This is a genomic window from Kitasatospora sp. NRRL B-11411 (assembly GCF_000721345.1).
In the GTDB taxonomy this organism is placed as follows: Bacteria; Actinomycetota; Actinomycetes; order Streptomycetales; family Streptomycetaceae; genus Kitasatospora; species Kitasatospora cineracea.
Genome location: NZ_JOGH01000079.1, coordinates 1 through 11810 on the forward strand (window position 1 = coordinate 1; position 11810 = coordinate 11810).

Genomic DNA, 11810 nt, shown 5'->3' on the forward strand with positions numbered 1-11810 from the left:
GCCCCGGACGCCCCCGACCCCGGCCCCGGCCCTGCCTCCGGCCCCGCCCCCGCCCCCGAGCACCTGGACGTGCTGATCGTCGGCGCCGGGATGTCCGGCATCGGCGCGGGCTGCCGGCTGGCCGCCGAACGCCCCGGCCGGAGCTTCGCGCTGCTGGAGGCCCGGGACGGCTGCGGCGGCACCTGGGACCTGTTCCGCTACCCGGGCGTCCGCTCCGACTCCGACCTGTACACCTTCGGCTACGCGTTCAAGCCGTGGCGCCACCGGGAGTCGCTGGCCCGCGGCCCGCAGATCCTCGCCTACCTGCGCGAGACCGTCCGGGAGCACGGCCTGGAGCCGCGGATCCGCTACCGGCAGCGGGTGGTCGGCGCGTCCTGGTCGACCGAGCGGGCCCGCTGGACGGTCGAGGTCGAGCACGTCGGCACCGGCCGGCGCACCACCCTGACCTGCGGCTGGCTGTTCTGCGCGGCCGGCTACTACCGCTACGACCGGGGCCACACCCCGCCGCTGGCCGGGCTGGAACGGTTCGCCGGGCCGGTCGTCCACCCGCAGCACTGGCCCGCCGACCTCGACCACACCGGCCGGCGGGTCCTGGTGGTGGGCAGCGGCGCGACCGCCGTCACCCTCGTCCCGGCGCTGGCCGAGCGGGCCGCGCACGTCACCATGCTGCAGCGCACCCCCGGCTACGTGATGCCGGTGCCCCGGCGCGACGCCCTCGCCGCCCTGCTGCGCCGGCTGCTCGGCGAGCGGCGCGGCCACGCGCTGGTGCGCCGCCGCAACATCGTCCGGCAGCACGCCGTCTGGGCGTTCTGCCGGCGCCACCCGCGGGCCGCGCGGCGGATCATCCGCCGGGCCAACGTCCGCCGCCTGCCGCCCGGTTACCCCGTCGACGAGCACTTCGCCCCGCCGTACGACCCGTGGGACCAGCGGCTGTGCGCCGCCCCCGACGGCGACCTGTTCATCGCGATCAGCGACGGCCGGGCGTCCGTGGTCACCGACCGGATCAGCCGCTTCACCGAGCACGGCGTCCGCCTGGCCTCCGGCCGGGAACTCGCCGCCGACCTGGTGGTCACCGCCACCGGACTGGAGGTGCGGGCCTTCGGCGGCATCCCGCTGCGGGTCGACGGGGTGCCGGTGCGGCCCGCCGAGACCGTCGCCTACAAGGGCGTGATGCTCTCCGGCGTCCCCAACTTCGTGTACGCGCTGGGCTACCCGAACGCCTCCTGGACCCTCAAGGTCGACCTGCTGTGCGCGCACTTCGCCCGGCTGCTCGCCCACATGGACCGGCACGGCCACCGGATCTGCCGCCCCGAGGTCGCCGACCCCGCGATGCCGCTGCGGCCGCTGCTCGACTTCGCCGCCGGCTACCTCCGGCGGGGCGCCCCGCTGCTCCCCCGCCAGGGCGACCGCTTCCCCTGGCGGGCCCCGGCCGGCTACCGCGAGGACACCCGGCTGCTCGGCGCCGGGCCGGTCACCGACCCCGAACTGCACTTCTCCGCCTGAGCCCCCGCCCCGCCGTCCGGGCGCGGCCGCACGTTGACGCCCGCCGCGCCCGGGCGGACCCTGGGAGGGAGCGAGGCGCACCGGCCGCCCGTGCGCGGTGCGCACCCGGAAGGTGAACCGCCATGCAGAACCACTGGGTCGTCGACCTGACCTTCGACGAGGACGAGTCCCGCACCACCTGCACCGCCGCGCTCAGCGGGTTCAGCGCCCCCGGCGCCCGCGGCACCGGCACGGCCCGCCGCAACCCGGGCGACGACGCCGACACCGCGATCGGCGAGGAGCTGGCCGCCGCCCGGGCCTGCAACGACCTCGCCCAGCAGCTGATCGGCCGCGCCGCGACGGGCATCGAGGGCCACACCCACACCCCCGCGCAGCTGTCCTTCTGACGCCCGGCCCGGCCCGCACCACCCCCGACCGGTGATCTTTTCCGACCGCCGAACCGGCGGGTAGAGTGCGGCGATCTGTCGTGCCCACGGGGGGCACCGCCGAAACGAACGTCCGGTGACCGCATGACCGTCTGGACCCGTCCCGCCACCTGGTGGCGCTGCGCCATCGTCCTGTCCGCGTTCCTGGGGATCTTCCTCAGCAACAGCTCCCTGGTGTACTTCACCATCCAGAGCAACGTGATCGTGCTCGGCTACTTCCTCGCCGCGCTCTACTGGACGGCCAGGCGCGGCACCACCGACGCCCCGGCCCCCCGCCTGCGCGGCGCCGCCGTCCTGTACATCACCATCACCGGCATCGTCGCCCACGTCCTGCTCAACCACGGCGAGAACCCGCTCCCCGGCCTGGTCTCCGGCCCCGACCGCCTCCAGCACTGGTCCAGCTTCTTCCTGCACTACACCACCCCCGTGCTGGTCCTGGCCGAGTGGCTGTCCTGCTCCCCCCGCAACGCCTCCCGCTGGCGCGACCTCCCGCTCTGGCTCTCCTACCCCCTCGGCTACGCCGTCCTCACCGAGACCCGCGCCGTCCTCTTCCCGGACTTCCCCGTCCGCTACCCCTACTTCTTCCTCGACCCCACCGAGAAGGGCTACGCCTGGGTCGGCCTCCAAATGGTCCAACTCGTCGCCGAGTTCGCCGTCCTCGGCGCCCTGGTCATCGGCCTCGACCGCCTCGGCACCAAACTCCGCCGCACCCCGACGGCCAAGACCGCCGAGGCCTGACCGGACGGAGGGGAGCCGACGCGATGGCCGACGAGTCGGCCCTGGCGCACCGCGCGCACCCCGGCCCCTGGCCCCTGGCCCCTCGACGCGGTCTCGCGTGACGAGTTCCGCCTGTGCGAACGGAGTTGACCGCCCGTCGGGAAGCGGGGCCCGGAGGCGCGGGCTCCGGGCCCGGCGCGGAGGTGTCGGGAGCCGGTTTCCCACTTCCTTGATAATCTCGTTCCATGACCGAGAGCGCGTACAACATCGGCGACGGCCCGGCCACCCGGGTCAGTCTCTCGCTGCCCGAGGGCACCGCGGCCGCGATCCGGGAGCGGGTCGGGAAGCGCGAGTTCTCGGCTTTCATCACCGCGGCCGTCGAACGCGAACTCCGCGGCCGGATACTGGACGAGTACCTGGCCGACTACGAGCGTCGCAACGGGCCGGTCTCGGCAGCCGCGCAGGACCGTGCCCGCGAGGTGTTCGACGAGGTGTTCGCCGGGGAGAGCGAATGGCCCGCCGCAAGCTGAGCCACGAAGGCACCCTGGTCCTGGACTCCGAGGGCCTCTCCCAACTGCTGGCCGACCGCGAGCCCGTGGTCGCGCTGGTCGCGGAGGCCCGTGCCCGGGGTATGGAGGTGGTGATCAGCGCACTGACCATCATCGAGGCGGTCCACCCCCGTGCCGACCGGGCCCGGCTGCGCTGGCTGCTCTCCGGCCTGCGGATCGCTCCTGTGGGCGACGAGGAGGCCAAGGCCGCGTCCGCCCTGCTGCTCGCGGCCGGCCTGCACGGGCACAAGTACGCGATCGACGCCGCGGTGGCCGAACTCGCCCTCCGGCAACAGCGGCCGGTGGTGGTGCTGACCTCGGACGTCGACGACCTCACCAAGCTCTGCGGCGGCGGAGTCCGGCTGGTCGCCGTGTAACCCGCGGCGGCGTCAGCGGGTGGAGCCCATGGTGCGGGAGACGCGGGCGGCGGTGGCGGCGACGACGGGGCCCAGTTCGCGGGCGCGGGCGGCGGTGATGCGGGAGGTGAGGGCGGAGGTGGAGATGGCGCCGATGACGGTGTTGTTGTGGTCGAAGACGGGGGCGGCGATGCAGCGGACCTCGGGTTCGTTCTCGCGGTCGTCGACGGCGTAGCCGCGGGTGCGGATCCGGGTGAGTTCGGTGCGCAGGGCGGCGGCGGAGGTGAGGGTGCGGGTGGTGATGGCGGGCAGGCCGTCGGCGACGACGGTGGCGAAGGCGTCCTCGGGCATCCAGGCGAGCATGGCCTTGCCGACGGCGGTGCAGTACATGGGGGCGCGGCTGCCGATCCGGGAGGCCATCCGGACGGCGGTCTCGTTCTCGACCTTGTCGACGTAGACGACGTACGGCGCGTCGGGGACGCACAGGTGGACGGTGCCGCCGACCTCGCGCATCAGCTGGTGGGCCTCCTCGGAGGCGGCGGTGCGCAGGTCGAGGGTGGCGAGGTACGCCTGGCCGAGCTGGAGGGCGCCGGGGCCGAGCCGGAAGTGGCCGGTGTCGCGGTCGCGGGCGAGGAGTTGGGCGTCGACCAGCGGGGCGGCCAGGCGCAGCACGGTGGACTTGGACATCTCCAGGCCGTCGGCGAGCGCGGTGAGGCTGAGGTCGGTGCCGGCCGCCGCGTGGTCCCGGACGTGTTCGAGCACCGCGAGAGCGCGGCGCAGCGACGCGGACTGGTTGCGTTCCGGCCGGCCCTCGGGGGTCCGGCTCTCGGCGGCGGTGCTGGTCATGGGGTGTGACGCTACGGCGGGGAGCGCCCCGGTGCCAGTTCCGCAGCACATCGTTTTGCAGTGCAGAACTTTCGCGGTCTGCTCTTGTCGCCGTGCCCGGCGAGTTCCTAACGTCCCGCTCACACCGATCCCCCCACTGCATGTCCCGGTTCGTCCCGGGGCGCGCAGGTGCGTCCCGCTGCGGCGAGGAGATGACGTTGAGCATGAAGAAGCTGGCCCGTGGTGCCGCCCTTGCCGTGCTGGCCGGCACCGTGGCCACGGCGTGCGCGCCGGGCACCGCGAAGACCGCGACGTCCGCGGACAAGCAGACCGGCACCGTGAAGGTCTGGCTGTACGACGAGGCGAACCGGGCGCCGAAGGAGCAGGTGGTGGCGCAGGCCGTCGCCGACTTCAAGGCGAAGCACGCGGGCGTCGAGGTCGAGGTGTCGTACATCCCGACCGACGCCGGTCCGCGCGCCGAGAAGATGAAGGGCGCGTTCAACGACCCGTCCTCGGCGCCGGACGTGGTGGAGTTCGGCAACACCGACCTGTTCGGCTACACCGCCTCGGGCGGCCTGGCCGACATCACCTCCGACCTGTCGGGCTGGGAGGACGGCAAGGACCTGCCGCAGGACCTGAAGGACACCGCGGTGGTCGACGGCAAGACGTACGGCCTGCCGTGGTGGCTGGGCGTGCGCGCGCTGTACTACCGCACCGACGTGTTCACCGAGCTGGGCCTGCAGGCGCCGACCACCTACGACGAGCTGAAGTCGGCGGCGGAGAAGGTCCGGGCCGCGCACGGCGACCTGCTGGGCATCGCGGTCGGCGGCAAGTACACCTTCGGCGCGCTGCCGTTCGTCTGGGCCAACGGCGGCGACCTGGCCGCGCAGAGCGGCTCGGCGTACGTCTCGGCGATCGACTCGGCGCAGTCGCAGGCCGGCGTGAAGCAGTACACCGACCTGTTCACGGACGCGATCTGCCCGGCGCAGCAGTGCGCCGACCTGACCGGCGGCAAGACCGTGGAGGCGTTCGCGGCGGGCAAGGCCGGCATGGCGATCCTGCCGAACTCCTCGCGCAGCGCGGTGGAGGCGGGCGCGGCGAAGGGCAAGTACGCGATCGTGCCGCTGCCGGGCACCGCGGCCGGGAAGATCGCCCCGGCGTTCTCCGGCGGCAACGACCTGGGCGTCATGAAGTCGACCCAGCACCGCAGCCTGGCGGCCGACTTCATGAAGGAGCTGGCGTCGAAGAAGAACCAGCTGGCGCTGTTCGACGCGATGGGCAACCTGCCGACGCTGTCCTCGGCGCGCGCCGAGGTGGTGCAGAAGCAGCCGTGGCTGAAGCCGTTCACCGACACCATCGCGGCGGGCACCAAGTTCGTCCCGAAGGACGCCGCCTGGGCCAAGATCGACGCCCAGAACGTGGTGCCGACGATGCTGCAGAAGGTCATCACCGGCAAGTCCGACGTGGCCGGTGCCACCAAGGAGGCCGCGGCCGCGATGAACGCCTCGTTCAGCGGCAAGTAGCCAGGTCCCGTAGAAGAACCGGAAGTTGTCGATGCCTGCCACGACCGTCACCGCCCGGGCGGACCACGGGGACTCCTCCCCGGTCCGCCCGGCGGGCGGCGCCCCCGCCGGGGCCCGCCGCCGCCCCGGGCTCCTGGCCCGGATCCCCGTCCCGCTGTGGCTGCTGCTGCCGGCCGCCCTGGTGCTGATCCCGCTGTTCGGCTACCCGCTGTACCAGCTGGGCCTGCTGTCGGTGCTGAAGTTCGGGCAGCCGCAGGCGTCGGGCGGAGTGCCGACCGAGTTCGTCGGCCTGTCGAACTACACCGACGTGCTGGGCGACGCCCAGTTCTGGACGGTGCTCGGCCAGACCCTGGCGTTCGCCGCGTTCTGCGTGCTGACCACCCTGGCGGTCGGCGCGACCTGCGCGGTGCTGCTGACCCGGGTCGGCAGGTGGCCGCGGCTGATGCTGATGTTCGGCGCGCTGGGCGCCTGGGCGGCGCCCGCGATGACCGGCTCCACGGTGTGGATGTTCCTGCTGGACACCAACTCCGGCCTGGTCAACGAGGTCCTCGGCACCCAGGGCCACAACTGGATGTACGACAAGTGGTCGGCGTTCGCGATGGTCGCCGTGGTCGTGGTCTGGCACAGCTTCCCGTTCGTGATGATCACCCTCTACGCGGGCATCCAGGCCATCCCGGACTCCGTCGTCGAGGCCGCCCGGCTGGACGGCGCCGGCACCGTCACGGTCTTCCGGAAGATCATGCTGCCGATGCTGCGCCCGCTGCTGGTGATCGTGGTGATCCAGTCGATCATCTGGGACTTCAAGGTCTTCACCCAGATCTACGTGATGACCGGGGGCGGCGGCATCGCCGGCCAGAACCTGGTCCTCAACGTCTACGCCTACCAGAAGGCGTTCGTCGCCGAGAACTACAGCCTCGGCGCCGCGATCGGCGTCCTGATGACGCTGATCCTGCTGGGCGTCACCGCCGTCTACATCCGCAGCCTGCGTCGCTCCGGGGAGGAACTGTGATCAGCAAGCCCTTCACCGCCGGGCGCCGCGACAACCGGGTGCTGCGGCAGGGTGCGAACACCGTCGCCGTGGTGCTGGCCCTGCTGACGGTGTTCCCGCTGTACTGGATGGTGCTGTCGGCGCTGAAGCCGAAGGGCGAGATCACCTCGGCGCACCCGCGGCCGTGGACGTTCGCGCCGACGCTGGAGAACTTCCGCAACGCGCTGGGGGTGTCCGGCTTCGGGCGGTACTTCCTGAACAGCCTCGCGGTGGCGGTGGTCGTGGTGGTGGTGTCGGCCGCGATCGCCTTCCTGGCGGCGGTGGCGCTGTCCCGGTTCAGGTTCCGGTTCAAGACCACCATCCTGATCATGTTCCTGGTGGCGCAGATGGTGCCGGTCGAGGCGCTGACCATCCCGCTGTTCTTCCTGGTCCGGGACATCGGCTCGGTCGCGCCGGGCTTCGGCCTGTCCTCGCTGGGCTCGCTGATGCTGGTGAACCTGGCGTTCTCGCTGCCGTTCGCGGTGTGGATGCTGCGCGGCTTCGTCGCGGCGGTGCCGGAGTCGCTGGAGGAGGCGGCCCGGATCGACGGGGCCAGCCGGTTCACCATCCTGTGGCGGATCCTGTTCCCGCTGGTGGCCCCCGGGCTGGCGGCGACCAGCGTGTTCTCCTTCATCACGGCCTGGAACGACTTCGTGTTCGCCAAGACCCTGATCCTGGACACCGACCACCAGACGCTGCCGGCCGCGCTGATGGTGTTCTTCAAGCCGGACGAGAACGACTGGGGCGGCATCATGGCCGCCTCGACCCTGATGACCGTCCCGGTGCTGGTCTTCTTCGTGCTGGTGCAGCGGCACATGGTGTCGGGCCTGGGCGGCGCGGTGAAGGACTGACTCCCCGCACCGCCCCCGTTCGCCGTCTGCGTGCGGCTCAGCTCTCGGGCTGGGCGGCCCAGGCGGCGAACGCGTCGTGGAAGCCGGGGAAGGTCTTGCGCACGCAGCCCGGGTCGTCGAAGGTCGTGCCGGGGGTGCGCAGCCCGGCGACGGCGAAGGACATCACGATCCGGTGGTCGCCGTGGGTCTCGATCTCGACCGGCTTCGGGGTGCCGGGGCGGATCTCGATCCAGTCCCGGCCGGTGGCGACGTCGATGCCCTGGCGGCGCAGGTTCTCCGCGCAGGCGTCGAGCCGGTCGCACTCCTTGATCCGGGTGTTGTAGACGTCCTCGATCCGGATCGGGCCGGAGGCGAACGGGGCGATGGCGGCCAGCGTCGGCATGGTGTCGGAGATGTCGCGCATGTTGACGGTGCCGCCGGTGAGCGTGCCGCCGGTGACGGTGGTGGCGTCGGCGCCGATCTCGACCTTCGCACCGAGCCGCTCCAGCACCTCGACGAACTTCAGGTCGCCCTGGAGCGCGCCGCGGCCCAGGCCCGGGACGGTCACCTCGCGGCCGGTCAGCGCGGCGGCGGCGAAGAAGTACGAGGCGGTGGAGGCGTCCGGCTCGACCGGGTACCGGGCGGCGGTGTAGCCGCCGGCCGGGACGTCGAACACGTTCCCCTCGCGGGCCACCTCGACGCCGAAGCTGCGCATCATGGCGAGGGTGATCTCCACGTACGGCGCGGAGACCAGGTCGGTGACGCGGATCCGCAGGCCGGTGCGGGTGAGCGGGCCGAGCAGCAGCAGCGCCGTCAGGTACTGCGAGGACAGCCCGGCGTCGAGCACCACCTCGCCGCCCTCGACGCCCGCCGCGCGGACGCTCAGCGGGTGGTGGCCCTCGGCGCCGTGGTGCTCCAGCTCGACGCCGAGGTCGCGCAGCGCGGTGGTGAGCGGGCCGAGCGGGCGGCGGCGCATCTGCTCGGAGGCGTCGAAGTGGAAGGTGCCGTGCCCGGCGGCGGCCAGCGTCGGCAGGAAGCGCGCGGTGGTGGCGCCGTCCCGGCAGAACACCGAGGCGCCGTCGGCGCCCGGCCCCTGCGGGCGGCCGGTGATCCGCCACTCCCGCTGCTCGCGCTCCACCCGGTACCCGAGCGTGCGCAGGCCCTCGGCGAAGCCCTCGGTGTCGTCCGACACCAGCGGGCGCACCAGGGTGGTCACCCCGTCCGCCGCGGCGGCCAGGAACAGCGCGCGCGCCGTGACCGACTTCGAACCGGGGATCTCGACCAGCGCCACGGCACACCCTCCAGCGGGACAACGACAGACCGACAACAGGACCGCCCCCGATCCTGCCCTCCCGCCGGGCGCCCGGGCCCGGCCGTCCCACGGTACGGACACCGGAATGGGACGGACGGGCCGGACGGCCCCGCCGGGCGGGCCTGCGTGGACGGGCCTGGGCGGCGGGGCGCGGTGGTGTGCGAGGGCCGGTCGGCGCGGGCCGGTCAGCGCAGGCCGGTCAGCGCGGGCCGGTCGGGCGGAGGTCACCCCCGTCCCACTCCAGCCAGCGGGTGATGCCGATCTCCCGGAGGAAGGGGTAGTCGTGGCTGGCGACGATCAGCGTGCCCCGGTAGCCGGCCAGGGCCTGGGTGAGCTGGCGGACGCTGGCCAGGTCCAGGTTGTTGGTCGGCTCGTCGAGCAGCAGGAGCTGCGGCGGCGGGTCGGCCAGCAGCAGGGCGGCCAGGGTGGCCCGGAAGCGCTCGCCGCCGGAGAGCGTGCCGGCCGGCTGGTCGGCGCGGGCGCCGCGGAACAGGAAGCGGGCCAGCCGGGCCCGGACCTCGTTGTCGGTGGCGGCGGGGGCGTGCGCCTTGACGTTCCGGAAGACCGTCTGCTCGTCGTCCAGCACGTCCAACCGCTGTGGCAGGTACCGCAGTTGCACCGGGGTGGTGACCATGCCCTCGGCGGGGGCGAGTTCACCGGCGACGGTGCGCAGCAGCGCGCTCTTGCCGGAGCCGTTGCGGCCGAGCAGGGCGACCCGTTCGGGGCCGCGCAGCTCCAGGTCGATCCGGCCGCGGCCGCCGTGGGCCAGGCGGACGCCCTCCAGGGAGAGGACGGTGCGCCCGGCGGGGACGGCGGTGCGGGGCAGGTCGATCCGGATCTCGGCGTCGTCCCGGACGGCCTCCTCGGCGGTGGCCAGCCGGTCCTTGGCCTCGTTGAGGCGCTCGGTGTGCATGCCGCGCAGGCGGCCGGCGGTCTCCTCGCCCTTGCCCTGGAGCTTGTCGGCCAGCGCCTTGGGGTCGTTGCGCCGCACCGAGCGCTGCTTGCCGTAGGCGGCGGACTTGGCGAGCCGCTGGGTGGCCTCGACCAGATCCCGCTTCTGCCGCTTGACGTCGGCCTCGGCGTTGCGGACGACGCGCTCGGCGGCCTCCTGCTCGGTCTCCAGGGCCTCCTGGTAGGCGCTGAAGTTGCCGCCGTACCAGGTGACTTCGCCGTCCCGCAGGTCGGCGATCTGGTCGACCCGGTCCAGCAGCTCGCGGTCGTGGCTGACCAGCAGCAGCACGCCGGGGAAGCCGGCCACCGCGTCGTACAGCCGGGCCCGGGCCTGGACGTCCAGGTTGTTGGTGGGCTCGTCGAGCAGCAGCACGTCGGGGCGGCGCAGCAGCAGGGCGGCGAGGTGCAGCAGGACGGCCTGGCCGCCGGAGAGCTCGCCGGTGGTGCGGTCGAGGTCGAGCTCGGCGAGGCCGAGGCGGTCGAGGGTGGCGCGGGCGCGCTCCTCGACGTCCCAGTCGTCGCCGACCGCGGTGAAGTGGCGCTCGTCCACGTCCCCCGACTCGATGGCGTGCAGGGCCTCGCGCTGGGCCCGGATGCCGAGCGTCTCGTCCACCCGCTGCCCGGCGGCGACCGTCAGGTCCTGTGGCAGGTAGGCGAGTTCGCCCGCGACCCGGACGGTGCCGGCGGCGGGGGCGAGCTCCCCCGCGATCAGCCGCAGCAGCGTGGACTTGCCCGCGCCGTTCAGCCCGACCAGCCCGGTGCGGCCGGGGCCGACGGCGAGGTGGAAACCGCTCAGCAGCGGACGGCCGTCGGGCCATTCGAAGCCGAGGTCGGTGCAGAGGATCGAGGTGGTGGGTTGCGCCATGAGGGCCTCCTGGAGGTTGCCGCGTAGGGATGGGGAGCAACACGGGAGACACCGGGGACGCGGGAGCGCGGGAGCACAGGAGCACGGGGGTCGTCGCGGGGGGAGGTGACGCAAGAACCCGCACGGGAGCCGTGGATCGCTGCCCTGCCGAGGTCGCACTCGCGCCCGCACGCTCAACGGACCCGGAAAGGACACGGGTGTGGCGTGGCGCGGTGTCTCATGACCTCAGACGAGCAACGGCCTTCTCCAGACGTGCGGGAATGCGACGTCTTCGAGGGTACGCAGCGCCCCGCACCCCCCGCAACGGAATTAAGTCCCGTCTCCCCGACCCGGTTGTCAGTGGCCCCGGGCACACTCGGCCGCCATGGACGAGGACGAGTTCTGGCTGCTGCTGGAGGAGTGCCGCCCGCCCGGGGCGGACCCGGACGCGGAGCGGCTGGCCGCCGCGCTGGAGGAGCGCCTGTCGGCCGGGCCGGTCGCCGCGGTGGCCGGCTTCGCCGAGCGGCTGTCCACCGCGCTGTACCGGCTGGACCGCCGCGAGCTGGGCGAGGAGCTGTCCGGTGACGCGTTCCTGTACACCCGGGCGGCGGTGGTCGCCGACGGCCGCGCCGCGTACCTGGCGGTGCTGGCCGATCCGCGCCGCTTCGCGCCGTACGCCGAGGAGTTCGTCTGGGCCGAGCCGCTGCTGCACGTCCCGGACCGGGCGTACCGGCGGCTGACCGGCGAGGAGTGGTCGCGCGGGACGGCGCACAGCTACGAGTCGTCCTCCAACGCCGAGGGCTGGGGCCGCTAGGCCTTGTCCGGCCGATCTTGTCGGATCAGCGCGCGGCGTCGGGCGCCCGGCTGGGAGTGCCGGCCCGACGCCCTCGTACTGGATGTACTTGGGTGTTGGGCCGGTGCTTCCAGGCGGGATGATCCGGCGTCGCGC

The 11810-nt window shown here is 73.3% G+C and carries 12 protein-coding genes; 9 read left to right on the top strand and 3 right to left on the bottom strand.

Annotated features, from left to right (window positions below):
• The first annotated feature begins 69 nt into the window (after window positions 1–69).
• The 5 genes from IH44_RS0127490 to IH44_RS0127510 all read left to right on the top strand — a co-directional run bounded on the left by IH44_RS0127490 (window position 70) and on the right by IH44_RS0127510 (window position 3570).
• Entirely contained in the window at window positions 70–1503 is a 1434-nt protein-coding gene (locus tag IH44_RS0127490; protein ID WP_255358126.1) for an NAD(P)/FAD-dependent oxidoreductase, read from the top strand.
• Between the two features lie 122 nt (window positions 1504–1625).
• Window positions 1626–1889 carry a DUF1876 domain-containing protein gene (locus IH44_RS0127495; protein ID WP_030462434.1) on the top strand — a complete coding sequence of 88 codons (264 nt, stop codon included), beginning with the start codon at window positions 1626–1628 and terminating at the stop codon, window positions 1887–1889.
• A gap of 123 nt (window positions 1890–2012) precedes the next feature.
• Window positions 2013–2666 carry a Pr6Pr family membrane protein gene (locus IH44_RS0127500; protein WP_030462435.1) on the top strand — a complete coding sequence of 218 codons (654 nt, stop codon included), beginning with the start codon at window positions 2013–2015 and terminating at the stop codon, window positions 2664–2666.
• Window positions 2667–2890: 224 nt separating this feature from the next.
• Entirely contained in the window at window positions 2891–3175 is a 285-nt protein-coding gene (locus IH44_RS0127505; RefSeq protein WP_030462436.1) for a hypothetical protein, read from the top strand.
• Window positions 3157–3570, top strand: coding sequence for a hypothetical protein (locus tag IH44_RS0127510; protein WP_030462437.1), 414 nt, complete (start codon window positions 3157–3159; stop codon window positions 3568–3570). Before IH44_RS0127505 ends, IH44_RS0127510 begins: the two co-directional genes overlap by 19 nt.
• Before the next feature lie 12 nt (window positions 3571–3582).
• Here IH44_RS0127510 and IH44_RS0127515 read toward each other — a convergent pair whose 3' ends face one another.
• Complete coding sequence (locus tag IH44_RS0127515) at window positions 3583–4395, bottom strand: IclR family transcriptional regulator (RefSeq protein ID WP_030462438.1); 813 nt, start codon at window positions 4393–4395, stop codon at window positions 3583–3585.
• Window positions 4396–4598: 203 nt separating this feature from the next.
• Between IH44_RS0127515 and IH44_RS0127520 the strand changes: the two genes are divergently transcribed.
• From IH44_RS0127520 to IH44_RS0127530, 3 genes are read left to right on the top strand one after another with little or no spacing between them, the layout of a single operon-like run.
• Complete coding sequence (locus tag IH44_RS0127520) at window positions 4599–5897, top strand: sugar ABC transporter substrate-binding protein (protein ID WP_030462439.1); 1299 nt, start codon at window positions 4599–4601, stop codon at window positions 5895–5897.
• A gap of 31 nt (window positions 5898–5928) precedes the next feature.
• Complete coding sequence (locus IH44_RS0127525) at window positions 5929–6906, top strand: carbohydrate ABC transporter permease (RefSeq protein ID WP_030462440.1); 978 nt, start codon at window positions 5929–5931, stop codon at window positions 6904–6906.
• 38 nt (window positions 6907–6944) lie between these two features.
• A complete protein-coding gene (locus tag IH44_RS0127530) occupies window positions 6945–7775 on the top strand; it encodes a carbohydrate ABC transporter permease (RefSeq protein ID WP_198545051.1) in 831 nt (276 codons plus the stop codon).
• A 37-nt stretch (window positions 7776–7812) separates the two neighbouring features.
• Here the strand turns inward: IH44_RS0127530 and aroA are convergent, their stop codons facing one another.
• Together aroA and IH44_RS0127540 are read right to left on the bottom strand one after the other, a co-directional pair.
• The gene (gene aroA / locus IH44_RS0127535; RefSeq protein WP_030462442.1) at window positions 7813–9045 is read right to left on the bottom strand and encodes a 3-phosphoshikimate 1-carboxyvinyltransferase; all 1233 of its coding nucleotides are present in this window, start codon (window positions 9043–9045) and stop codon (window positions 7813–7815) included.
• Window positions 9046–9265: 220 nt separating this feature from the next.
• Window positions 9266–10882 (bottom strand): ABC-F family ATP-binding cassette domain-containing protein, encoded by a 1617-nt coding sequence (locus IH44_RS0127540; protein ID WP_030462443.1) that lies wholly within the window; start codon window positions 10880–10882, stop codon window positions 9266–9268.
• A gap of 364 nt (window positions 10883–11246) precedes the next feature.
• Between IH44_RS0127540 and IH44_RS0127545 the strand changes: the two genes are divergently transcribed.
• Complete coding sequence (locus tag IH44_RS0127545) at window positions 11247–11675, top strand: DUF4240 domain-containing protein (RefSeq protein WP_030462444.1); 429 nt, start codon at window positions 11247–11249, stop codon at window positions 11673–11675.
• Window positions 11676–11810 lie beyond the last annotated feature (135 nt).

What these genes read in the sequence shown, in the direction of transcription:
- IH44_RS0127495 (WP_030462434.1), top strand. Translation starts at nt 1,626, where the DNA reads ATGCAGAACCACTGGGTCGTCGACCTGACCTTCGACGAGGACGAGTCC.
- IH44_RS0127500 (WP_030462435.1), top strand. Translation starts at nt 2,013, where the DNA reads ATGACCGTCTGGACCCGTCCCGCCACCTGGTGGCGCTGCGCCATCGTC.
- IH44_RS0127505 (WP_030462436.1), top strand. Translation starts at nt 2,891, where the DNA reads ATGACCGAGAGCGCGTACAACATCGGCGACGGCCCGGCCACCCGGGTC.
- IH44_RS0127510 (WP_030462437.1), top strand. Translation starts at nt 3,157, where the DNA reads ATGGCCCGCCGCAAGCTGAGCCACGAAGGCACCCTGGTCCTGGACTCC.
- IH44_RS0127515 (WP_030462438.1), bottom strand. Translation starts at nt 4,395, where the DNA reads ATGACCAGCACCGCCGCCGAGAGCCGGACCCCCGAGGGCCGGCCGGAA.
- IH44_RS0127520 (WP_030462439.1), top strand. Translation starts at nt 4,599, where the DNA reads ATGAAGAAGCTGGCCCGTGGTGCCGCCCTTGCCGTGCTGGCCGGCACC.
- IH44_RS0127525 (WP_030462440.1), top strand. Translation starts at nt 5,929, where the DNA reads ATGCCTGCCACGACCGTCACCGCCCGGGCGGACCACGGGGACTCCTCC.
- IH44_RS0127540 (WP_030462443.1), bottom strand. Translation starts at nt 10,882, where the DNA reads ATGGCGCAACCCACCACCTCGATCCTCTGCACCGACCTCGGCTTCGAA.
- IH44_RS0127545 (WP_030462444.1), top strand. Translation starts at nt 11,247, where the DNA reads ATGGACGAGGACGAGTTCTGGCTGCTGCTGGAGGAGTGCCGCCCGCCC.